14 protein-coding genes and 6 pseudogenes are annotated in these 24,250 nt (G+C 43.3%); 9 read left to right on the top strand and 11 right to left on the bottom strand.

Annotated features, from left to right (window positions below):
* The first annotated feature begins 135 nt into the window (after positions 1 to 135).
* Positions 136 to 1,725: a sugar porter family MFS transporter gene (locus OO774_RS07145; RefSeq protein WP_041170347.1), complete on the top strand. Its 1,590-nt coding sequence runs from the start codon at positions 136 to 138 to the stop codon at positions 1,723 to 1,725.
* A gap of 199 nt (positions 1,726 to 1,924) precedes the next feature.
* Positions 1,925 to 2,871 (top strand): annotated as a pseudogene (locus OO774_RS07140) (IS110 family transposase).
* Positions 2,872 to 3,085: 214 nt separating this feature from the next.
* Here the strand turns inward: OO774_RS07140 and OO774_RS07135 are convergent.
* The 5 genes and pseudogenes from OO774_RS07135 to OO774_RS07115 all read right to left on the bottom strand — a co-directional run.
* Positions 3,086 to 3,280, bottom strand: a pseudogene (locus OO774_RS07135) (IS3 family transposase); the annotation flags it as partial.
* Between the two features lie 754 nt (positions 3,281 to 4,034).
* Positions 4,035 to 4,331, bottom strand: coding sequence for a transposase (locus tag OO774_RS07130; RefSeq protein ID WP_014232200.1), 297 nt, complete (start codon positions 4,329 to 4,331; stop codon positions 4,035 to 4,037).
* 190 nt (positions 4,332 to 4,521) lie between these two features.
* Positions 4,522 to 4,767 (bottom strand): annotated as a pseudogene (locus OO774_RS07125) (DDE-type integrase/transposase/recombinase); the annotation flags it as partial.
* Between the two features lie 346 nt (positions 4,768 to 5,113).
* Positions 5,114 to 5,797 (bottom strand): annotated as a pseudogene (locus OO774_RS07120) (IS110 family transposase); the annotation flags it as partial.
* A gap of 15 nt (positions 5,798 to 5,812) precedes the next feature.
* Positions 5,813 to 6,154, bottom strand: a complete 342-nt coding sequence (locus tag OO774_RS07115) for a transposase (protein ID WP_243978674.1) — start codon at positions 6,152 to 6,154, stop codon at positions 5,813 to 5,815.
* 1,172 nt (positions 6,155 to 7,326) lie between these two features.
* Between OO774_RS07115 and ltrA the strand changes: the two are divergent.
* A pseudogene (gene ltrA, locus OO774_RS07110) lies at positions 7,327 to 8,837 on the top strand (group II intron reverse transcriptase/maturase).
* Between the two features lie 53 nt (positions 8,838 to 8,890).
* Positions 8,891 to 9,168: pseudogene (locus tag OO774_RS07105) on the top strand (integrase core domain-containing protein); the annotation flags it as partial.
* A 52-nt stretch (positions 9,169 to 9,220) separates the two neighbouring features.
* On the opposite strand, the gene OO774_RS07100 reads toward OO774_RS07105, so the two are convergent.
* The 3 genes from OO774_RS07100 to ugpC all read right to left on the bottom strand — a co-directional run bounded on the left by OO774_RS07100 (position 9,221) and on the right by ugpC (position 13,195).
* On the bottom strand, positions 9,221 to 10,663 hold the full coding sequence (locus OO774_RS07100; protein WP_014232205.1) for a 3,6-anhydro-alpha-L-galactose dehydrogenase: 1,443 nt from the start codon (positions 10,661 to 10,663) through the stop codon (positions 9,221 to 9,223).
* Between the two features lie 180 nt (positions 10,664 to 10,843).
* Entirely contained in the window at positions 10,844 to 11,599 is a 756-nt protein-coding gene (locus tag OO774_RS07095) for an FCD domain-containing protein (protein WP_014232206.1), read from the bottom strand.
* A gap of 504 nt (positions 11,600 to 12,103) precedes the next feature.
* On the bottom strand, positions 12,104 to 13,195 hold the full coding sequence (ugpC, locus tag OO774_RS07090) for a sn-glycerol-3-phosphate ABC transporter ATP-binding protein UgpC (protein ID WP_014232207.1): 1,092 nt from the start codon (positions 13,193 to 13,195) through the stop codon (positions 12,104 to 12,106).
* 303 nt (positions 13,196 to 13,498) lie between these two features.
* Between ugpC and OO774_RS07085 the strand changes: the two genes are divergently transcribed.
* From OO774_RS07085 to OO774_RS07070, 4 genes are all read left to right on the top strand, one after another.
* Positions 13,499 to 14,752, top strand: a complete 1,254-nt coding sequence (locus OO774_RS07085; RefSeq protein ID WP_014232208.1) for an ABC transporter substrate-binding protein — start codon at positions 13,499 to 13,501, stop codon at positions 14,750 to 14,752.
* Positions 14,753 to 14,820: 68 nt separating this feature from the next.
* Positions 14,821 to 15,687, top strand: a complete 867-nt coding sequence (locus OO774_RS07080; protein ID WP_041170236.1) for a sugar ABC transporter permease — start codon at positions 14,821 to 14,823, stop codon at positions 15,685 to 15,687.
* On the top strand, positions 15,687 to 16,586 hold the full coding sequence (locus OO774_RS07075; RefSeq protein WP_014232210.1) for a carbohydrate ABC transporter permease: 900 nt from the start codon (positions 15,687 to 15,689) through the stop codon (positions 16,584 to 16,586). The genes OO774_RS07080 and OO774_RS07075 overlap by 1 nt, the downstream gene beginning before the upstream one ends.
* Positions 16,587 to 16,777: 191 nt before the next feature.
* Complete coding sequence (locus OO774_RS07070; RefSeq protein WP_014232211.1) at positions 16,778 to 18,031, top strand: ABC transporter substrate-binding protein; 1,254 nt, start codon at positions 16,778 to 16,780, stop codon at positions 18,029 to 18,031.
* A gap of 95 nt (positions 18,032 to 18,126) precedes the next feature.
* Here the strand turns inward: OO774_RS07070 and OO774_RS07065 are convergent, their stop codons facing one another.
* Positions 18,127 to 18,783, bottom strand: a complete 657-nt coding sequence (locus OO774_RS07065; protein ID WP_264905795.1) for a hypothetical protein — start codon at positions 18,781 to 18,783, stop codon at positions 18,127 to 18,129.
* Positions 18,784 to 18,797: 14 nt separating this feature from the next.
* On the opposite strand from OO774_RS07065, the gene OO774_RS07060 reads away from it, so the two are divergent.
* Positions 18,798 to 21,998, top strand: a complete 3,201-nt coding sequence (locus OO774_RS07060; protein ID WP_264905793.1) for an FG-GAP-like repeat-containing protein — start codon at positions 18,798 to 18,800, stop codon at positions 21,996 to 21,998.
* Positions 21,999 to 22,160: 162 nt separating this feature from the next.
* Here the strand turns inward: OO774_RS07060 and OO774_RS07055 are convergent.
* Positions 22,161 to 23,311, bottom strand: a protein-coding gene (locus OO774_RS07055) for an IS3 family transposase (protein ID WP_264905791.1) whose coding sequence is annotated in 2 segments (ribosomal slippage) — positions 22,161 to 23,068 and positions 23,068 to 23,311 — 1,152 coding nt in all. Because the reading frame shifts where the segments join, the coding sequence is not laid out codon by codon here.
* Between the two features lie 633 nt (positions 23,312 to 23,944).
* Complete coding sequence (locus tag OO774_RS07050) at positions 23,945 to 24,091, bottom strand: hypothetical protein (protein ID WP_158308258.1); 147 nt, start codon at positions 24,089 to 24,091, stop codon at positions 23,945 to 23,947.
* Positions 24,092 to 24,250: the final 159 nt, after the last annotated feature.

Raw genomic sequence — 24,250 nt, 5'->3', positions numbered from 1 at the left:
CTCCGGAATATGCCACCGGCCAACAGAAATCATATAAAGGACAACATCGAACTACTATTTGTGATCAAAAACACGAAATTTGATTCACCAAAATGTAAAATTGGACGACCAGTTACAGTCAAACAAGATACCTATATGGATTTACATACTAAAAATGCCATTCGATATGCGCTAATAGTCGCGCTGGGTGGCTTTGTCTTCGGTTTAGATGCCGCTATTATTTCGGGAACAATACGCTACATTACTTTAGAGTTCGGCCTGTCAAACCTAGAAGTCGGTACAGTCGTAAGTGCACCAAGCCTAGGGGCAATCATTGCATTATTTTTTGCGGGTAAGATAGCCGATGCCTGGGGTCGAAAGAACACACTTATTCTGATCGCGGGCCTATACCTATTATCTGCGCTTGGCTCAGCACTAGCCACTAGCTATGAGATGCTAGTTGCATCTCGCCTTATCGGGGGCTTGGCGTTCAGTTCACTGTCATTGGCGTCGATGTACATTGGCGAAGTGGCACCCTCAAGACTACGCGGTAAGTTGGTTTCAGGCAATCAACTCAATATAGTTATAGGCCTGTCAGCAGCTTACTTTATCAACTACTATCTTGTTATTAACACAAGCGAGAGTTTTTATTTGCTCTCACCAGAAGGGATCTGGCGTACCATGCTTGGTTCTGAGCTTATCCCAGCACTGGTTTGGTTTGGTCTGTTGTTTACTGTACCTGAGTCACCACGCTGGCTTATCCTCAAGGGACGTTCACAAGAAGCAAAAATGGTATTAGGCAAACTGTATTCACCAAAAGAAATCATCGATACGGTCCAGAACATCAACGCCAATATGGTTGACGACAAACAAACTCCTTTTGTTGACCAATTAAAAAACTTGGTTACACCAAAATATAAAACCTCCCTAATTATTGGTATAATCATCGCTGTTGTACAAGGTATTACTGGTATGAACGCTATCTTGTTCTATGCTCCAACCGTGTTTGAACAGATTGGCTTCGGTGGTGATGCAGCATACCAGCAATCTATCTATATCGGTTTAACTAGTATAGTGTTTACTCTGTTGGCTATTTTGTTTATTGATAGATTTGGTCGCCGTCCTTTGCTGCTTATTGGTCTCGTTACCGCAATGTTAAGCCACGTGACTTGTTGGTACGGATTCAACAGCGCAACGTTCTCTATCAATGAAGAGAAAATAGTTACGCTTAGCGAAAATATTAACGCTAAGCCATTGGAAATACTACAAGGTAAATCCTTCAATAACGACGTTGAGTTTAAAGAAGCTCTATCAGCAGTTTACAACGATCAAGATCTTCATCACTATGAAAGTCAAATTATCGAAACTGCTATTAGCGTTAACCCATATATAGTTCTTTTTGGTATTCTGGGCTTTATCGCTGCATTCCACATCTCCATTGGACCTATTATGTGGGTGCTATTCTCGGAAATTTTTCCGAATTCGGTACGAAGCGCAGCAATCCCGGTATCCGCCATAGTCACCAGTATCGCAAGTTATCTTATCCAGCAGTTCTTTCCTTGGCAACTTGCCAACTTCGGTGCAGGCAACACCTTCCTTATGTACGCGGTGTTCAGCGCCATTGGTCTCGCACTGATTGCTAAAATGCTGCCTGAAACGAAAGATAAATCCATTGAAGAGATTGAACTACTGCTCGCACCTGATAACCTCGAGCACCATACAGGTTCTGTCAACATGTCTCGTTAATTCCGGTTGAAATATCGAGTAGAATGAGGCGATATCGCCTCATCTCTCTCACAAATCCGTAGGAGATCGCGTACGACTCAAACACACTTCCATTTAGCATTATTGCTTGAACTGTAGTGATGTGATGGACGCCTCAGCACTCAAGTTTCGAGGTATCTGCCAAACTTGATACTGATAGTAAACCTAAAGGGCTGCCATTATGGATATAAAAGTTGTTGGAATTGATTTAGCCAAAAATGTATTTCAGGTTTGTGTTTGTCTTGTAGATCATTCATTTAGTAGTAATCAAAAAGTTAGACGCAATAAGCTACTCGATAAAGTAAGGCAATTTCCTCAAGGAACTTTAATTACAATGGAAGCGCGTGGGACCTCTCACTAATGGGGGGGGAGGAAATTCAAAGAGTTAGGCTTCGATGTTCAGCTAATTCCAGCCCAACATGTTAAGCCATTTGTCTCAAGCCAAAAGAACGATGCGAATGATGCTCTTGCTATATGTGAAGCAGCTTTTCGACCTAATACCCATAAAATGCCTATAAAAACGGTAGATCAACAAGATATTAAATCATTACGCTGTGTTCGGGTCCGCTTAGTCCAAAACAGAACGGCGAGCGTAAACCAAATTCGCAGTTTAGCAGGTGAATCTGGCGTTATTTTTAGTGTCGGAAGAATAAAACTGCAAGTGTCCCTGATAGAAGCTTTAGAAGATGGAAGCAACGATCTTTCGTATACTCTCCGTAGCCTTCTTAAGCCCCTATATGATGATTTATGCGCTTTAAATTATCGAATAGATCAAGTCGAGCATTATATTAAATGCTCTTTGTCAAAATCAACCCCGCTACGAAGCATTGCTTTCAATTCCTGGATTTGGGCCATTAGTAACAGCGAGTTTTATTAGTGAGATAGGTTCAGGTCTACAATTAAAAAATGGCAGGCAGTTATCTGCATGTGTTACTTATTCATGGCGCGAGGGCTGTAGGGCGTTTTGCCAACAAACGGCAAGATAAACTTGGGCAATGGTTCAACGCTTTAGCTGTCAGACAAGGTAAACATAAAGCTGTGGTAGCACTTGCGAATAAACTAGCTCGTATAGCATGGAAAATATTAACAGGAAGCCATGACTTTGACGTAAACAAAGCCTTTGTATAAACCTCAAGAAAGTTTACATACACTGATGAATAAACGGTTAACCGTACCTATTGTAACCTGAGTTGACCGATGCATTAAATGCCGATGTAGTGATTAGGCAATAGTTTTCGGATTTACATCAAGGCGCAGGCGAAAGAGCCTGTAACGACGCCGAATAAATGGTAGTGAACCAATCATTCAAAAGTGTTGTAAAAGCTGAGGCGTCCATATATGGTCAAGAACTTCCGAACACAGATTTAAGCCGATTTTCGGCATTGACTGGCGACAGTCCATCATTTGTTTGATTAGGCCGTTGCCAATTGTAGTAGTCCATCAAATAGTAGCTGATATCTTTCTTTGCTTGAGATTGGGTCAAGTAACCCGTTGCTGGTACCCATTCAGTTTTCAGGCTTCTAAATAGCCTCTCCATTGAGCAGTGACGCTCCTATGTCAAGCCAATCTCGCTAGATCTTTCAGGATGAGTGGGAATAGCTCTCTCGCTATATAACGTTTTAAGTTACGAGCTATTTCCTTGGTTGATTACCCTTCAGCCGTTCTTCGTGCAACATAGTCTTTCGTTCTGGGATCACTACGCATTCTTACCATAGCTACAGTACAGAGAGCATTATTAGCACTGCGGCCCCCCACGATTTAACCGATGACGAGTAGTTTTGCCTGATGAAGCAGGAATTGGGTCAACACCGCATAATGCCGCAAACGATGATTCCTTCCTCAATCGATTAGCGTTATCTCCAGCAGCAACAAGAAGTGTTGCTGCTACATTTGCACCAACTCCAAATCTTGATACAAGGTCTTGAGCCGAACTCAAAGTTAATTTTTTAACTCTTTATCAAGTATTTTTACTTGTTCATCTAGAAAGTTCCACCGTTGTGCTAGCAGTACAAGCGAAATCATTAATGGCTCACTACTAATTGGACTAAGCATGCCGTGGCACACGCCCCTGGTTTCGGCAGAGATAGGGACTGTTTTAGCTCATCAGGACCCGAGACAAGAAGTGCTCGAATTTGGTTCATTGCTTGGGTTCTTGCTTTTACCGCACTATTACGAGTCATCAGCAGACTTAGCAATGATTCAACTGGCCCCGCATGGCTTTTAGGAATAACTTTTGCCTCATCAGATAACGCGCTTCTAGCCGCATTTTCTGAGTCTATACAGTCTGTTTTTCATTTCAGCCGCCGCTCCATTCGGTTTGGGCGCATAATTTCATATACGTTAAATCCGTTCTTGATCAGGTATTTTGTTAGTTCTGCGCCATAGCTTCCTGTACCTTCTATACCTGCTTTTTGAAGGAAACCATAAGATTTACACCATGCGAAGAGTTCACGATAACCTGAAAGGTTGGCACTAAATGCTTTACTCTTAACAACTTGTCCAAGCTCATTGATAAGTGTTGCGACATGAAGTTCCAGATGAGTATCTACGCCCAAATACAATTTATAGCGGGGGTCATTACTGTTCATTTAACCACTCTCCCGTGTGAATCGTCCAGCAGGACGGGACACTGGAGGTGCAATACAAAGCTCCTATTAGGGCACAACTGAGTCGATAGAATTGAACAGACTCTTTGAACGACAGGTCAACACAAAGACATTTCTGTCAATCCCAGCACGGGCCATTACAAACAGCCTGTATTTATATTCTAATCCCAGTATCCCAACAGTTACCTCGACGACTCATGCTTTGGGTTATACGATATCGCCAAAGTCTTTGACGAAATTTACGACTGCTGTACTGGCATCCCTAGTCTGAATGGAACATCACGTTCTGAGGCCCACCTCTTTGCTCCCAGGCCATATCTAGGGTTTTAGAAACTAATTCTGCATAAGGCTTATCCGATCGAGACCAACCCACGACGCGTCGGCTAAAGAGGTCAAGTACCACGGCGAGATAACTCCACTCGCCCTAAAGATGAAAATGAATTATTATAAGCGAAAAAAGAAATACTCCGGCTTAAGGGGCTTTTAAAACAGACTGAAGAAGAGCGAGATATTTTAAAAAATGTATGGTCTGCTCCGTTTTTGCAAGTAAAAGCTCGCAGTCAGAATACGTTTGCGTCAATGTATCCGGCCTGTTTGTGAACCATCTAGTGTTCTGGCCTTGATGGGATCCGCACGTTGTTGTCCTAATAAAGCGCTCAGTCATAAAAGACTGCTTTTTAGCCAGGCTTCAACATCGTGGGTTTAACGCTTCTGTCATCAGCTTGTTTCTCGCAAAATCTATTGAAAATATAATTCGTTATATGCTATTTCACAGCCGAAATAGGATAATGTTGATACTCCTGACCCGAGGTTAATATCTTCCAACAAATACTCATTATCTTGTTAGCCAAGGCAATTAAAACAACATGGTGATGATGTGTCGCCTCTAACTTGGCTATCCACGGCCCGAGTGCGGATTTGTCTCGCTTCATATGTATCTTTAATGCTTTAGCCCCTTGTATCACCTGACTACGTAGATAAACGTTACCTCTTTTACTTATACCGCCAAGATTGCTTCTCCCGCCTGTGGAGTATTGTCTGGGAACCAAGCCTAACCATGCTGACATATCTCGACCTCGCTTAAATTGAGTACCTGAACCAACAGCTGCAATTAACCCCGTCGCGGCAATTGGTCCAATACCTGGAACGCTGTATATAAGTTGGCACTTCTCAGACGCAATTGAGGCATGTTGTAATTGCTCGCTCATTTCATCAATTTGAACATCAATATGTTGCCAACGCTCTCGCAAGCGAAACACTAAAGCACGAATAAAGTCGGGAAGTACATTTTCCGCATCGTCTAAGATGCTGGGCAAGTTGCGTTCGAAGACTTTGCGACCTACAGGAACTGTAATTCCGTATTCAAATAGCAATGCCCGCATCAGGTTCACAGTAGCTGTGCGCTCAACAATAAAACGCTGCCTTACTCGATGAGTCGCTTGTAAGGCAAGTTGTTCGTGTGTCTATAGGGAAACACAACGCATAGTGCCACGGCTGCCTGCTTCAGCGATTGCGCCAGCATCATTGAAGTCATTCTTGTTTGATTTTAAGTACGGCTTAACAAACTGAGCGGGAATAATTTTTACTGAGAACCCTGCATCATTAAACAATCTTCCCCAGTATTGAGAACCCGGACAAGCTTCAACCGCTACAATTGTAGGTGGAGTGTTAACCACAAAGGTTTTAAGCTGACTCCGATTGAGCTTCTTCCGCCAAAGAATATGCCCTTGGCGTTCCATTGCTACGATGTGAAACCAGTTTTTTCCTAGGTCGATACCGTAGATATGCGCATTTGAACTAGACAAGGTCGGTCTCCTTGCTTTTGCGATCTCCCTTGCTGAGTATAGATATCAGAGGGAGGAGCAGACCATCCCTTTAGGCCGCGAGATACTTTGCAAGCCTGCCAGAATAAAGTATCAGTTTATTCTGGTGCACTCTGAGATGTTTAAAATCATGACGATGTGTCTTGTGTTGCGGCTAACAAGAGCAGGCTATTATGCATGGCTGCATGAACCAGAATCACAAAGCGCTATTGAAGATCGGCGACTACTCGAGTTGACCCGTAGCTCTTACGATGCCAGCGATGGAATCTACGGCTATCGGAGAATTACTCTAGATCTTAAAGAACTCGGCGAATGTTGTGGGCCTAATCGAGTGCTTAAGATTATGAAAAATTATGGGTATAAGAGCGATACGTAACTATAAGATACACCGAAATTATGGTTATGGTCGTCCCTCAATCATTATGCCCAATCATTTAAACCGACAGTTTGAGGTCAGTGCTCCTGATAAATCGTGAGTAACTGATATTACCTACAGTGTGCCCGGAGTTCAGGGCTATCATGGATGCTTAAATTGAACCACGAGTCTATCTGAAATCCACAGACTGTGATACTTGGAGTTAAGTGCCTGTGGATACGCTGGGTTGTGACAGCGTATGAGTCTGAGCGACAGTGACTTACCGATGCTGGTAAGGTGATGTAACTCGCTGACAACGGAGAGTGAGGCGAACTCGTTAAGCCAAGATGCTCTTCTAGACTGAGTATTGGACGGATGAAGAACATGAACTGATTAACCCGCATCTATGGGCTGAAATGTCGCCACCGTCTACACGAGTTATCAGGCGGTATGATGCTGTGTGATTGATACAAGTAAGATCAAATACACCGACTTAATGAGGATATGTAAACCTCAGCAATGGAGAGAAGTGCCACCACAAGTCAGCTTCTTAGCATCATCACCTTACAGAACGATAAGGTTAAAGACTGCGATCAGCATCCACCCCAATATGGTTGAGTTCAGATAGGTAAACCGGGGAAGGTCTGTTTGAATGTATAGGGAGCATGCCCCCGACGACAAACAGACTGGCGGAGTTCTCGTAGTAGTCTGAGATGGGGAAAGCCCATTACATGGCGCAGGAGAACAGTTTAATCAACTTGTGTCAGCGAACTAGCTGACTGTAACAAGGTGAAGACCTTTGATAATCAGTGAAATGCAACACAAGCTAGCAACATGGGCAGCAGACGATAAAACCCGTAGGGTCAACGTCTGCTTCAACTAATCTCTCATCCTGACTGGCTATGCCATGCGGCAGAGAAAACACTCTCTTCAAAAGGAGCCAGAACACCGGGAGTGGATGGTGTGACTAAACATCACCTGCAAGGGAAATTGGGCGACTATCTACGCAAGCTCAAGCTGGAACTACAATCCGGTAATTACCAGCCTATGCCCGCTAGACGCATCTATATACCTAAAGCAAATGGGAAACAATGCCCGCTGGGCATTCCAACCCTGCGTGATCGCATAGTCCAACGGGCGATACTGATGGCAATGGAGCCGATATGGGAAAATGATTTCCACTCATTATCTTATGGCTTCAGACCAGAGCGCAGCGTCCACCATGCGATCCACACAGTCAGATTACAGCTCGCTGACAGTACAGACACTCGTGGTCGATGGGTAATCGAAGGTGACCTATCGAGTTACTTCGATACCGTACACCATAGACTGTTGATCAAGTGTGTGCGTAAGCGGATAAGCTGCAATGGTTTTCTTGATTTACTCTGGCGTTTTATCAAATCAGGGCATGTTGAGAGAAACTTGTTCTGTGCAACGCAACAGGGTGTACCTCAGGGCGGCGTCATCTCTCCATTCTTGTCGAATATCATGCTTAATGAGTTCGATCAGTATCTTCATCAACGCCATCTGAGTAAGAAAGCTCGCAAAGATCGATGGTATCTAAACAACAGCATAAAAATAGGACGCCGTTCAGCAATTGAGAATAACTGGCAGTGGCAACCAGCGGTTGCCTACTGTCGTTATGCCGATGACTTTATTCTCATAGTCCAAGGGACAAAACAAGATGCTGAAAATATCCGAAACGAAAGTCGACAGTTCCTTGAAGGGAAGTTAAAGCTCACTCTAAATATGGAGAAAACCCATATCACACACGTGAACGATGGCTTCGTCTTCTTGGGGCATCGGATTATCCGAAAACGTGGTCCTAGAGGAAACATGCGAGTCGTTACCACAATACCGAAGGTTAAGGCGAAACCATTCACTCACGCGTTAGTAAAAGAGCTTTCAGGGGACTTTAGTTGCAGCATGATAGACAAGGTCGAGAAGATAAACCAGAAGCTCAGTGGATGGTCGCAGTTCTATCGCCCTGCTATGACTTATGGACGGATAGACAGAGTGGTGTTCTGGAAGCTAGCGCACTGGCTGGCACGCAAGTACAAATGTCGTATTAAAGCACTGTTGAAGAAATGGTGTAAGCGACCGGAGCCGAAGAAGGCCAAAACATGGGTGCTCTTCGGTAAAACGAATCACGGGCATCTGTGTGGTATCTCCCTTCTCCGGCTTGTGAGTAGCCAAAAGATGCCGTTCAAGTGGCGTCTTCCAGCAACCAATCCCTACCTTTTGACGGAAGCCAGAAACACGGTTACTTCGAGATATTCAGATGTTGCTATGGCCATTGGCCTTGACTAAGCGCATACGGTTCGGAGAGGATTGCAGAGAGATAGTTCGACTACGCTCTGTCTCTTACTCTACTTAGGACCTGGCAAGGCTGGCTTTATCTAGCCGTAGTCATCGATCTTTACTCACGAAAAGTTATCGGTTGGTCGATGAATGACGGCGATGACAGCTATCAGAATGCACTAGCAGAACGTGTAAATGGAATACTCAAAAAGAGGTTCTTTCTTAGGCAACCGAAAGATCTGGAAGAAGCAAGAAAAATGGTTGCAGAATCTGTAGAGAGCTATTATCAAATGCGGCTTTAAAATATAAAACGCTCGATGAAGCACATCGAGCGTTTTAGTTAGAGAGTGTCAACTCATATTAGGACGGGGCCACTTACTATCTCGACTATTTTAGTCGAAATTCACATAGAATGTCTTCTTCTCTAAATATTGTTCGAAGCCATATTTTCCATCTTCACCACCAGTTCCGCTCAGTTTATATCCATTATGGAAACCTTGATGCTGTTCTCCATGACCACGGTTCACATAAATCTCACCACATTCAAGCTCGTGAGTTAAGCGATGTACATACTTCATATTTCGCGTACAAATCATAGTTGCCAAGCCATACTCACTATCATTTGCGTAATCAATGACTTCTTCAAAAGTGTCGAATTTTATAACAGGAAGAATTGGACCAAATGCCTCTTCATGAACAATCGTCATTGATTGTTGAACATTACCTAAGATTGTGGGTTCAAACCAGAAGCCCTTTCCAAACTCACCCTCCGTAAGGCGCTTGCCACCATGCAAAAGTTGCGCGCCTTCTTTCAATGCCTGCGCGACTAATGCTTCCATATGATCAAGCTCTCGTTTGTTTACTTTAGGACCCATATCAGATTCTGGATCCATAGGATTACCCACTTTGATATTTTGGACTTTCTCCATAAAGATCGCCATGAATTCATCGTAGACACTAGAGTGCACATACATACGTTCGTTACATGTACATACCTGACCACAGTTGTCGAAGCGTGAATGTAGTGCAGCGGCAGCAGCTTGCTCCAGATCAGCATCTTCCATTACGATGAACGGTGCTTTACCACCGAGCTCTAGTTGAACGTGAGCCATGTTATTCGCAGATGCTTTGATTATCTGCTGACCAACGGGTGTTGAACCTGTCATAGTGACCATATTTGTATAACGGTGACTAGTTAAAGCGCCACCTAAGCTTGCTCCACCACCGGTAACTATATTGAGTACACCTGCAGGAATACCTACTTTTTCAGCAATATAGCCTAACTCTAGCGTTGCTAGCGGAGTTTCAGAGGTTGGTTTAACAACAATAGTGTTACCCGCAACCAGTGCTGGTCCTATCTTGCGACCTGCTAATGCAAATGGGAAATTCCATGCAGTGATCGCTACCACGACACCACGAGGAATTTTTTGAATCCAGATATGTTCGTTCACATTATCAGATTGAACAATATCGCCATCCATCTGACGAGCCCAGTCACAGGCGTATTCGATAAAAGATGCAGCTACATCGACTTCCCCCAACGCAACTCGGTATAATTTGCCTTGTTCGCTCACGAGTAACTCTGCAAGATGCTCACGGTTATTACGGATTTCTTGAGCAAACTTTCTCAACAGTTCAGCACGTTGACGCGCGGGCACTCGTTTCCAGTCAGATTGTGCACGTTTAGCCACACTTAAAACGCGCTCAGCATCATCTTGGTCACCATCCTGAATCTCAGCAAGCACTTCTTCGGTTGACGGGTTAATAACCTGATCAACTTTGCCGTTCTCAGCGTCAATCCACTGGCCGTCAACGTACATTTGGTAACGTTTCATAGTTATTCCTACTCTAAACTAGTGATAGCCGCCTTTAAAAAATAGACAGCCAAAAAAAACTGGTCCACCACAATATAACCACAGTTTAACCAATTTGGCGTGCGCAAAATCAAAATTTTGTATTTTAGAGCAGAACGCTCTCTGTCAAACACAATAAATGGTTGTAATTCTAGGTAGTGACTAAATATCTTGCGCAAAAAAAAGGTCATCAAACTCAGCAGAAGACTCTTCGTTATTGACCAGCTTCATCAACTCCTGCCGACTGTTCTCTATATGACGCCAAACTGCAATCTTAGCCTCTTCTGCAGAACGTTTTTGCAACGCGATAAGAATCTGCTTATGGTCCTCAACCCATGCGGTTTTCAGCTCTGTTTCATGAAGGTATTTATGGTTTAGTTCTCGCCAAAGTGGGTTATGAATGCGTACAGTGCTCCACATTTGGTTCGCTTGATTGATTAGAACTCGGTTTTGAGTCGATTCCGCGATCATCTGATGAAACTTTTGGTCAAGTTCTTCAAACCTTGTACTATCACCGTTAAGCTCATTTTCTTGTTGTGCAACGACTTTCTTTAAAGCTTGAAGTTCATTGAATTTGATCTGTGTGGCAGCAAACCCAGCTATATTACTTTCTATGACTTGTCTGGCTTGCAAAAGCTCAAATGGCCCTATGTCACTTATTGGAGTTAATAGTGTATTGCAAGTCTTGTCAGGAGAATCTATAAAGTAAATTCCAGCCCCTTGTTTTACAGCGATTAATCCCTTAAGTTCTAACATGATGATTGCTTCACGAATAGTCGCGCGGCTGGTATCAAAACGCTCACTCAGTTCCCTTTCAGAAGGTAACCTTTCCCCGGCCTTAAACTCCCCAGAGTACAAAAGCTCTTCTATCTGTTTACCTACATCAAAATATCTTCGTCTATTTGCGTGTTTAGCCATAGTCATTTCTGTCCTAAACCATTACCATTGGTCAACAACTAGTAAGGATGTTAACTTCTAATTTTCTCATTTTCGTTTGATATACGGTCAAAGTGACATATTTATCCCTAGATAACCAGTATAACCCTCGAAATTTCTCTTATAATAAGACAGGCCTCAAATAAAGCCAAACCAATTTTGGATTAAAACCCAGCAATGGTTTACCAAAAAAGAAAAATGATTTAGATTAAGAATCAACCGTGATGTATCTTCCAAATGCCATTGATCTGGAACGCTATAGCAGGTAAGAACATGGAGGCACAATCTGTAATTTGGCCCTGAGCGCCATGCTTAGGAATTTCTTATATCCCTCACCATCATTTATTCTCTTTTAGTTGTAAGTAACTCCTTACAACTTACTGTTGTGACGAATTAAACTCGGTTGGAAAAGACCTGTGGGGTACACCAGAACGCGGCTAGAGATTTGCTTACCCCAGCCGCCTTTTACAATCATCGTATTAATAATTAGTTGCTAATACAGATCCCGCTCTCATCAAACACATGACAATCCGATACAGAAAAGTAAAGGTCGATGTTGTCGAATGCGCTCACCTCTTTGTCGCCTGGGTGGTGAACAATGAACCCCTCTTGCTTTGCATACTGGCCAAATAGATAAGTACTGTTACCCAAGCGCTCAACCACTTCACTTGTAAAACGAATCGTCACATTCCCCTTCTCTTCCTCAACATGAATATGTTCAGGTCGAATGCCAACTTTCACGAGATCACCTACTTTTGAACCACTCTGCTGCTTCATCGGAATAGAGATAATCTGTTCGTCGGCAAGACGAACATTCAAAAACTCTTTGTCAACTTCTGTGATTGCGCCATCTATAAAGTTCATTTTTGGTGAACCAATAAAACCAGCAACAAACATATTGATTGGTTTATTATACAATTCTAAAGGTGAGCCAACTTGTTCAATACGACCATCACGTAGAACAACAATCTTATCAGCCAGCGTCATAGCTTCCACTTGGTCGTGCGTTACGTAGATCATAGTTGTATCAATTTCTTGGTGTAAACGAGCTATTTGTAAGCGCATTTCAACACGCAGCTCTGCATCAAGATTCGATAAAGGCTCATCAAATAGGAAAGCACTTGGGTTACGGACAATAGCACGACCAATCGCTACACGCTGACGCTGCCCCCCCGACAGCTCTTTTGGTCGACGCTTTAAGAGTGGCTCCAGCTGAAGTGTTTTAGCCGCAAGTAATACCTGCTTATTCACTTGATCTTTAGATACCCCATTCATCTTGAGGCCGAACCCCATATTCTCTTCAACCGTCATATGAGGGTATAGCGCATATGATTGGAATACCATTGAGATACCACGTTCAGCAGGTTCAACGTCGTTCACCATATTACCGCCAATGAATATTTCACCATCGGATATAGTTTCAAGACCAGCGATTAAACGTAGGAGAGTTGATTTACCACAGCCCGATGGGCCAACAAAAACGACGAACTCTCCGTGATCTATTTCTAAATCAACGCCGTGAATTGTTTGTACTTTTCCAAAACGCTTTTTAACGTTTGATAGTTTGATATCTGCCATTTTCTGAGCCTTAAATTCTTAAACACCTCAACTTATCAACCAAAATAACTTAAACATACCGCGTTGGTTAATAGGTTTTTGGTAATTTAGTCCGTAATTGTGATTGAATTCATAATTGTTGCTACAGACAAACCATACTAGCGGCTTAATCCAGCTAATTTGAAGCCAATCACACATTAATCATCAACCAATTGGTAATCTTACCTCTAAATTTGGTATTCCAATTAAATTTTAATGGCAAATAACAAAGATCCTTGGTGAGTAAACTTATTTATTCATCGAGTACCATAAAGGAAGGTAACAATGAAACTAACAAAACTTGCAGCTATAACAGCTCTTACTCTCTCAGCATCTAGCTTTGGCGCAAATAAAGTCGAACTAGAAGTCGCTAGTTGGAAGGGCGCAGGAGCAGAAGTTGCAAACTTTCCAGTTCTAATCGAAAAGTTTGAGCAGCAGTATCCTGACATTAAAGTTCGTCTTAATTACATGGCGCGTAATGACATGGTAACCAGCATTCCAGCACGTTTCCAGGCTGGTAGCCCACCGGATGTCATCATGGTTGACCGCGAGTTTATCACACACTGGGGTGGGGCCGGTCAGCTAATGGAAATTGGTGATCAAGCTTTCGTTGAACGTATTCAACCTGGTCTACAAGCACATCTTGGCTTAGACAACAATGTATACTACGCAATGCTTCAAGTTTCCGGCATGGGTATCTATGTTAATGATGACTTAATGGACAAAGCGGGTGTTACAAAGTATCCAGAAACCGTTGCTGAGTTTACAGCTACATGTAAGCAGCTAAATAATGAAGGCATCACACCAACTTTACTTGCAGGTAATAACGGCGCTTGGACACCTTACATTTTCTTCTTAGCACTAGGTCTTGCTGATGGTGATGTACCTAGCCAAGACCGTTTAGCTCAGTTTAACAATGGCAAAATCAAATTCGCTGAAGACCAATCAATGAAGAACGCATTTGAGGCGTTCCGTCAAATGATTGATGCTAAGTGTTTCGATCCAAAAATTAGTGCGGGTACAGACCCATGGTCGGTGGCACTGACAACATTTCAATCTGGCCGTATCGCTATGCTGCCTCAGGGTTTATGGAACATCAACCCATTTGTTAAAGATTCTTTACCAGAAAACTTCTCTCTAAAACCGTTCCCATCGATTAATGGCGATAAAGGTATCACTCTAGATTACCTTGGCCCTGGTTGGGCAATTCCAAAAGATGCTAAGCAAGTTGACGCAGCTAAAAAGTGGATCGACTTCTGGACTCTAGACGAGAACCTAAAACTGTTCTTGGAAGCAGATACAGCAATGACCACACTAACTGGTGGTACTTCAGGTCTGCCAATGAATATTGCCAAAGATTATGTCGAAGCGCGTGACGCTATGCAATATGTAACGTTTCCTGTCGGTGCGCTGCCTGTTGAAGTAACACGTGATATGACGAATGACATCATGTCATTTATGTTAAATCCAAGCCAAGACTATAACGTGATTCTTGAGCGTTGGGACGCACTTGTAGCTCGCGATATCGCGAAACGTTAATTGCTTGTTTGGCAGCTATACCTTTATAGCTGCCGTCTTTGCCCATAGGCTAATTGAGGGTTGTAGTTATGAAAGTCGATAAAAGGTTGTATTTCCTTATTCCGGCTCTATTTTTGTATCTCATGTTCACTATCTATCCAGTGTTCAAGGGGATTTCATTGTCGATGACAGAGTATGCTGGTGTTGGTGAAGCAACATGGGTTGGTTTAGATAATTATCGTGAGATATTCTCCGATCAGCGCTATGTTCAGGTGCTGAAAAATACCATGATCTACGGTATTGTCGTCGTCGTGTTCCAAAACGGGTTGGGGCTGATTTTTGCCGCCATCTTAAACAGTATTCCCGCAGTGCGCGATGCATTACGTACTGCCCTACTTGTACCTTCAATGCTGTCGCTAGTGATTGCAGGTTATGTATGGCAGTACCTTTATGCACCAATGGGTGGAGGCTTAAACGAGCTTCTGGCTTCATTCGGCATGGGTAGCATGCAGCAAATTTGGCTTGGAGACTCTTCCATTGCCCTATTCTCTGTTGCCGCTGTTCACGTATGGATGTTTGTCGGTTACTCGACCGCTATTTTCTTAGCAGGTTACGCGGGTATTTCAACCGAAGTGAAAGACGCAGCGCGTGTGGATGGTGTATCACCAATCAAGTCGTTCTTCCATATTGATATTCCACTGCTTGCCCCAGCGATTACTGTCAATATTACGCTTGCTACGATCGGTACTCTTAAATCATTCGAGTTCCCATTCATCATGACAGGTGGTGGTCCAGATTACGCAACGATGACGCTAGGCCTTAAGATCTTCCAGCTCATCTTCCAAGACTTTAAATATGGCTCTGCAGCAGCTCTGTCAGTGGTCATGATTGTACTGGTAGCTCTGATTACTATTATTCAAAACAGTTACCTACGAGCTCGTGAGGACCGTATCTAATGAGTAGTATTACATCCAATAAACTGCCAACAAAGACCGCAGACCAGTCAACAGCAACACGTAAAAAAAAGCTTCTTTCGCCGCGCAACGTAAAACAGGGGCTTTTGATTTCACTGATGTTCGCGGTCACGTTCATCATTCTCTCTCCTGTTTTCTATATGGTGTTTATGTCATTCAGAAGCCGTAGAGAAATTATGCTTGATCCTCTCGCGTTGCCGACAGAATTGCATTTCTCGAACTACGTGAATGTTATTGCTGACATGAACTACTTTGGTACTGTATTTAATACTATCGGAATAACTGTTGCTACTATCTTCTCTGTGGCTATTCTCTCTTCGCTTGCTGCTTACCCGCTAGCAAGAATTCGTAGCCGAGTGAGCAATATCGCTTACATTTTCTTCATGCTAGGCATGGTGATCCCACCATTTGCGGCCCTAACACCGCTATACCTATTCATTCGTGATTTAGGCCTACTAGATACTTACTTCGGTCTGATTTTGGTGTATACCGTTGGTCACTTGCCGTTAGGTGTCTTCTTCTACACTAGTTTTATGAAAGCCATACCGAAAGAGCTTGAAGAAGCTGCGACACTTGATGGGGCGACATTCTTAAAGACTTACTGGTACATCATCTTCCCTATGCTTAAGCCAATTACAGGTACACTAGCGATCTTTATCACTTTAGGTGTTTGGAATGATGTGGTTAACCCACTGCTCTTCATCACAACGGAAAGCAAGTTAACCATTATGCCAGCCGTACTGCGCTTCTTAGGAACCTACTCTGTTGATCCAACACAGTTGTTCCCTGCAGCAGTGCTTGCATCACTTCCACTTCTTGTTGTGTTCTTTACATTATCTAAGCAGATTGTAAATGGTATGACAGCAGGTGCTGTGAAATAACCCAACAGAGCAAGGCATTCCTGCCTTGCTCACTTTCTAGCAGAAAACACACTCATAGATCTCTATTAAGCTACACCGCTACATCCAATAATAATTATGTTTTTAGTAGTACATTGCGCCCAGCGCTATTTGAATATTTTGTATAGACTATCAAGTATTTATCCAATAACGATTCAAGGAAAACTAATAACATGGAACTAAAACAACTCTCTCTTGCCACTGCAATTACTGCTTGTTTACTTGCCACCAGCAACGTGGCAGCAAAACAAATCGAACTTGAAGTCTCTAGCTGGAAAGGCGCTGGCGCAGAAGTCGCTAACTTCCCGTTAATCATCGAGCGATTCGAAAAAGCAAACCCTGATATCAAAGTAAAGCTCAATTACATGGCTCGTAATGACATGGTGACGAGTATCCCTGCTCGCATGCAGGCAGGTTCACCACCCGATGTCGTGATGGTTGACCGTGAGTTTATCCAACACTGGGGTGGCAATGGTCAGTTAATGCCACTCAATGACCTCCCGTTTGTCGAACGTGTACAACCTAAACTTCAACCTTACCTTGGCCTTGATGAGACCGTTTATTACTCAATGCTCCAAGTTTCAGGTATGGGTGTGTTTGTGAATAACGACTTGTTTGAAGACGCCGGTATCAAAAGCTACCCACAAACCGTTGATGAGTTAGTTCAAGCTTGTACAGCGCTGAATGACAAAGGGATTCAGCCAATGCTACTTGCAGCAAACAATGGTGGCTGGACCCCTTATGTCTACTTTTTGACCATGGCACTGGCCGATGGTAATAACCCAGATCTGTCTCGTATGGACAAATTTGTGAGTGGTGAAGCGAAGTTTGCCGACGATGAATCAATGAAAAATGCCTTTGAAGGCTTTAGAAAGATGATTGATGCCAAGTGTTTTAACCCGATGGTTTCGGCGGGTACTGACCCGTGGTCAGTGGCGCTAACGACATTCCAATCTGGCCGTGTTGCTATGCTGCCACAAGGTATGTGGAACATTACTCCATTCTCAAACGATTCACTTCCTGAGCACTTCTCTTTACACCCGTTCCCGGCAGTGAACGGCGATAAAGGTATTGTTATGGACTACAACGGCCCAGGTTGGGCGATTCCAAAAGATTCGGGTGAAGTGGAAGCCGCGAAGAAATGGATCGATTTCTGGATGAATGATGACAACTTAAAAGTCTATCTAGAAGCCGATACCGCGATCACGACTCTCGCGGGCGGTACTTCTGGGGTGCCTGAGTTAGCCAAACCTTATGAAGATGCTCGCTCTGCCGGCCAACTGGTTACGTTCCCTGTTGGAAACATCCCTGCGAATTTGGGGGCTGATATGCCAAATGATATAACAGCATTCATGCTAAAACCTGACCAAGATTACACCAAGATCTTAGAACGTTGGGACCGTACGGTGGCTAAAAATCTTAAGTAATTGAGTAATTAAGTAAGGCGCTGCTGTAAATAAACTTCAGCGCCAACATTAAATCAGGGCGAATGACTTAACATTCGCCCTGATTTTTCTTTTCGTTACTTCACCGGTTTGGCTGTGACAAACCGATAAGCATTGAATGGCTCTCCTTGATATACCCCAATCACTTGAACCGATGTCACCGTCATCACATTCGCCAATGCCTTGCCAGTGACTGTCAGCTGTGTCTGATCTTCAAACACACCAAAAGAGGCTTCATTGGGTATCACGCCAGGTCCAGGGGTTACCTTTACGGCCAACTCCTCGATAGGATACTCTGCCTCGATCATAACATCATAAGAAAACTGCTTGTCTTTCAATTCCAATACACGTGGCGTTGATATTTTTATTCCCTCAGGCAAAGGAATTGGTCTACTAAATTTCATATCACCACTTGCATGAAAGCGACCATCATTACAAGCGGTCACTGGCACACTGAATGCCAGAGACACAAACAACAGTCCTCTGATAGTTTTGTTTATTTTCATTAATAAGTTACACCTATGTTTGGCATCTATAAACAGCCTATTATCCACCTCATTAACATGGCTAATATTCACAAAATTCGCGAGTTGGTCACAGCAAAACTTAGACTTACACCACAATAAAGGTTCACCAATTTTGATCAATCCCGCACAAATAACAGACCAATATTGCTCATTGTTTATCCAAAGTATTAAATCAATAGTGAGCAAACGTTCACTTCTTATATTCATAACAAGGAAAATATATGCCCTACACAATGAAAGACCTTAACAGGTGCTTCCAGTTGACATTGTTCGCGAGTACTATCTCCATACTCGTAGGATGTGGCAGTGATAACACTGAAGAGACGCCTCCTCCATCTGATGGTTCATTTACAGTCGGTATTTTCGATCCAGTAACCGTACAAAGGGATGTTGCAGGATCACTAATACAAAGAGTTAATTTAGAGCTGGATATCGAGAGTGAATTTGCGAATTTATCACTCTATATTGATGACAAGTTGGCCATAGACAACATCGACGTCCCTTCAACGGGTATCAACTACATCAATGCGCTTGTTGACGTTGGCTCTACGGGTGTAAAGAACATTAAGGTTATGGCACGCGGTAGCGATATCACTGTAAATAAGCTTGAATTCGCAGAGCGTCCAGATATTCTCCTACCTCAATTCAAAGACATCGCCGGGGAATCTGGTATTGCTGACCAAGACGATCTCCCCAAATATGGCGGCCCTACGGTTGCTGATATCAACAACAACGGCTATTACGATATTATTCTTAACAACCATAACTGGCGCCCAACGAACCAACTCTACTGGAACAATCAAGATGGTACCTTTACGGTAGAAAACGGAGGTTGGGATGGCTCACTCTCTTGGGGTGATATGCATGGTACGGCAGCAGCAGACTATAACCACTCAGGTGATTTAGGCATTATTGTTACACGAGGTGGCGGTAATGGAACCACTCCATCTTACCCTGACTTTTTTGTGAATGAAGAAGGCAAGCTAACCGAGTCTTATCAAGAAGTTGGGATAACAGAGAGCGCTAGGGGACGTGGGGCACGTTTCTTAGATATGAATGGTAACGGGTATCTTGACCTTGTATTTATAAATGCTGAAGGGATCAACGGCGGCAGTGGTGCACAGCACCTTTTCTACAAAAACAATCAAGATGGTACCTTTAGCCGCATTGATGTTCCCGGTATCGAAAAAGCCAATACTGAGCGTGCTCTTGTGCTCGATTTTGATGGTGATGGCATAGATGACCTACTCTTTTTGACACCTATGACGCTATGGAAAGGCAATGGTGACTTCACATTTACGGATGTCACCGATAGCGTACTTCCAGAAAATGTCCGTCAAACTTGGCAGGTTCAAGCTGCTGCAGATGTCGATGTGACAGGAAATGGCTTACCCGACATATACCTCTCAAAAGGCTTGCCACATTATCAATTATCTAATCGCTCACTAGACTTTAACCCTATTGCTCAAACACTCAATCTTAACGATGATGGCAATAAAGGGCGAAGAACCATGCAGTTGACCGTAGAGGATGGATTCACTCTTAAAGATCTTCACCTTACTTATCGACAGTACGATGGTGGCTTCCCTATCATGCTTGGCGAACAGAAGACAGCTCATGAAGTTGTGAAAGTAGAAGACTATTACACTCTTCCTGATGACTTAGAAATCACCCCGGACAGTGCAATTGGCTGGCCGTCAGAGCGCGATGAAAATGGTATCTATATTGGGTATATCGGTGACAATACGTGGAACGTTGAATGGGTTAAGAATGGGGATGTATTCTGGCAGGTCGCATTTACCATGGATGATATCAAAGATGTGAATGTTGATTGGCAACCACAAAACCGTAATCAGCAAGATGTTCTTTTAGTCAATCGTGATGGCAGGTTTGTCGAGGAGTCCGCTGAGTGGAACCTACCTAAAGGTGGCAATCACTGGGGCGTAACATACGGCGACTTCAATAATAGTGGACACAACGATATTTTTGTTCATCGCTATGGATACTTAAAAGAACGTGTGACCGATTACCTTCTTATCAATGATGGAGAGGGACAATTTGAAATTACCCAAATGCATGGTGCACATGATGTTAACGACTCAGGTCATGGAGACATGGGGCAAGCCTTTGCTCTTACTCGAGATGGTAAAGTAGATCTACTCAACGGCAGCGAAGACGGTATCTGGTATTTATATAAAAACCAGACACAAAACGTTGGCAACCACTCCCTTGTCCACGTAGGTTACAGCCCATTACATAACATCGACCCGATGTCAGCCGTTGTCACTGTCACGACAGAAAGCAAGTCATACACGCGAAGAGTCGGGTCTGCGGGTGAAAACTTCTCACAGAGTTTGCTCAATACAGTTCATTTTGGCCTAGGTAAGAATCAGACCATTGAAGAAATCAAAGTGACTTGGCGTAATGGTGAGGCCGTTTATCTCAACGATGTCATGATAAACGAGCGAGTGTCTAGCGACGATGCAGATATGCCAGTTCCTGAGAGTATTAGCTTGGGTGCTGACGAACGTAAACTGCGCCCGGGAGCCACCTATCAAATTACGCCTTCATTCACGCCACTCAATGCCAATCCAGTGGTCACTTTCAAGTCAAGCGATCCATCCGTTGCAAGCGTTTCTGATAGCGGACTTGTTACTGCTCTCGCCATTGGTGATGCAGAAATTTTGGTTCAATCAAGCGTTGCGGAACAAGTGTCATCATCACTTCTTATTCGCTCAGGGGATTTTGACCCTATCTACGCAACTGATATTTCAGTCGTGAACGAGACAGATCCAATTTACGTAGGTCAAAGCGCTACACTGTCTGTAGAACTAACTTCAAGTGAGCCTGGTAAATCACCTGATGATACTTCCGTGACATGGTCTTCTTCAGATAACACAACGGCCACTGTCTCTGTTGATGGCGTTGTCAACGCGATCAAGGCAGGCTCAGTCCAAATCACAGCCAGCGCAAATGGCGCTCACCAACCGGGCGCGGTGACAGACACTTTAAGTATAGATATAGAAGATTGGTTTGAAGCGAGCGTGACATTTGATGACAACAATAAATACATGGGGTCTCCGCTATGTACCAACCAGCCTTTGAGCGTTATTGCAAACTATCATGCAGGCTCTGGTTCGACCGTAAATGAAAATGGACTTACATTCCGCTTAAGACAGATGGATGCAAGCTGGGGATTAGTAAATGACTACATCATTTACCATGCAGACTCGGCAGAAACTGTTTCTGGCTCTGTCGATGTGGTCTTCGACCTTACCAACCCTTTAGTTATCCCAACAGCAGATTTACCTGATGGAAACTTCCACTTCTTATTTGTTGAGTTCGTGACCAATGAAGGTAAGAAGCACGAAAAAGGGATTGGGTGGGCCCACGGTGATATCAACATAGTAGAATGTAGCTAAATCAGCGAAAATGAGTAACACCTCGTTCAACATTTTAGCAATGAGCTAACCTTTTAGGTTGGCTCTTTTCTATGGACCTTTCATAAAATACCACATTCTTTATTAACTCAAATGTCATAACTCATACTAGATTGATCTGCACCAGCCAGACTGGACACTTCATTAAGCGACATTTTGCTGCTCAAAGTTAACTGGGCTTAGATACCCAAGAGCACTGTGCCTTCTTGTCCGATTATAATCAACTTCAATGTACTCGAAGACCGTTTGGCGCATCTCATCTCTGCTCATGATCGGTTCGTATTGGATCGCCTCAACTTTCATAGAATGGAAGAAGCTCTCAACACACGCATTATCCCAACAGTTTCCTTTTCTACTCATACTTTGTTCTAGATTATAAGCACTTATTATGTCCCTATAGTCTTTTGAGCAATACTGGCTACCTCGATCACTATGAACAATAACATGCTCAGGGAACCCTCGACGGAACAGAGCCATTGATAATGCATCGCAGACCAGAGTTGCCGTCATCCTCGTATCCATTGACCAACCTATTACTTGTCGTGAGTAAAGGTCGATGATGACAGCCAGATACAACCAGCCTTCGCTCGTGGCAATATACGTGATATCTCCTGCCCATTTTTGATTCGGAGCCGTTGCGTTAAAGTCCTGAGCTAGCAAGTTCGGTGCTACAGACATCTTATGCTTGCTATCCGTCGTGCATTTAAACTTGCGTGCCGCTTTCGGAGTTAAATCCTGACGCTTCATACTGGCTGCAATGGTTTTAACATTACGGCTATCACCATTCTCCGCCAGTTCTTTCTGGATGCGCCTTGAGCCATCACGACCTTTACTATTGTCAAAAGCCTCTTTGACCTTTGTATCGAGCTTTTGGCGTAATGCCTCGCGCTGGATGGCCTTGTAGCGATGCTTAATCCAGTAATAAAACCCACTTCGTGAAACTTCGAACACCTTAGTCATGCGGACAACATTGAAGCACAGAAGGTGTTCGAGCATAAATTCATAGCAATCTACTTTAGATTTCTCGCGAAGTAGGTGGCGGCCTTTTTTACGATATCTAGCTCTTCAGCTTGCTCAGCCAATTGCCTTTTGAGCTTGGCGACTTCAGCAGCCAGATCTTTTTCACGCTGACTGGTACTGGTGTCTTTCTTAAGTGCCTTACGCCAACCGTAGATCTGGGATTCGTGCAACCCGAGCTGTCTCGTTGCCTCAGCAACGCCTACTTTCTCTGCTAGCTTCAGGGCTTCTGTCTTAAATTCAGGGGAATGTTTAATTCTAGTTTTGTTATTTGTCATTGTTCACCTCATTAGTGATTGTACTCACTTAACTCGGTGTCCAAAACTGCTGGGGCGGATCAGTGTCAACGCTACCGTCAGATTAGGAAAAGTGTGTTGATACTTTGATCGTTTATTATGTTCATTTTAGTGTAATGAACTCACTTTCTTTCAATATGTGCGTTGTTTAACCATACCATTCCATTGTTTACATACGTTAAACATTCATGAAAGTTTACCACGGATGTTGATCACACTTTTGCTTTACTATATAGTTTTACAGATGAATTTTGTAATTTAATTACATAAGGAACCCAATATGCTATCAGTAATTAAGAATATCTTCGTACCAACTAAAGACTATGCTGGCCGCAATATCGATACTGTAATCCAGCGACTAGCTGCTCAGACTAAAACTAATGTGCATGCTTGGTCATACCTAAATGAGTTGGCTGTATATGAGAATACTCAGACTGGCATGCGCGTCTACCGACACGAAACTTCAAAATTTGTAGCTTAACTGGTTTTAGCTGCTCTTGTAGGTCGGCACTCATCAAAGCACATACGCCATATTAAGGGTATGAGCAACGTAATGTTGTAGTAGGTGTCATTCCATTTATGACTAAACTCATCACCTTTTCCGATGTAGTTAAACTAATCGGAATATGCTTCTTGTAGTTCCCATGATTGCCCTTCATCTAGCGGGGCTGGTAATGGAATATCTCGCCAGTCATCTACCATTAAAGAAGTGCTCACCAAGAAAATAGGCAGCAGTGCTAGGGGTTTAGTCGTCGATTTCATTCTCATTGCTTTGTTTATTTTTGAAAAGTAAGTGGTTACTCGCAAACAAAGATAGTTTAAAGATAAATCATTATTCCATAATTAGATTACTAAAATGAGATCTTTGGTTAACAAATGGATTTAATTACCTATTTCACACGTAAAAAAGCCAGCGATAAT

Origin of the sequence: Vibrio sp. STUT-A11 (assembly GCF_026000435.1) — a bacterium.
Lineage (GTDB): Bacteria > Pseudomonadota > Gammaproteobacteria > Enterobacterales > Vibrionaceae > Vibrio.
The sequence above is the reverse complement of the archived record's forward strand: the minus strand, read 5'-3'. Positions and strand labels throughout refer to the sequence as shown.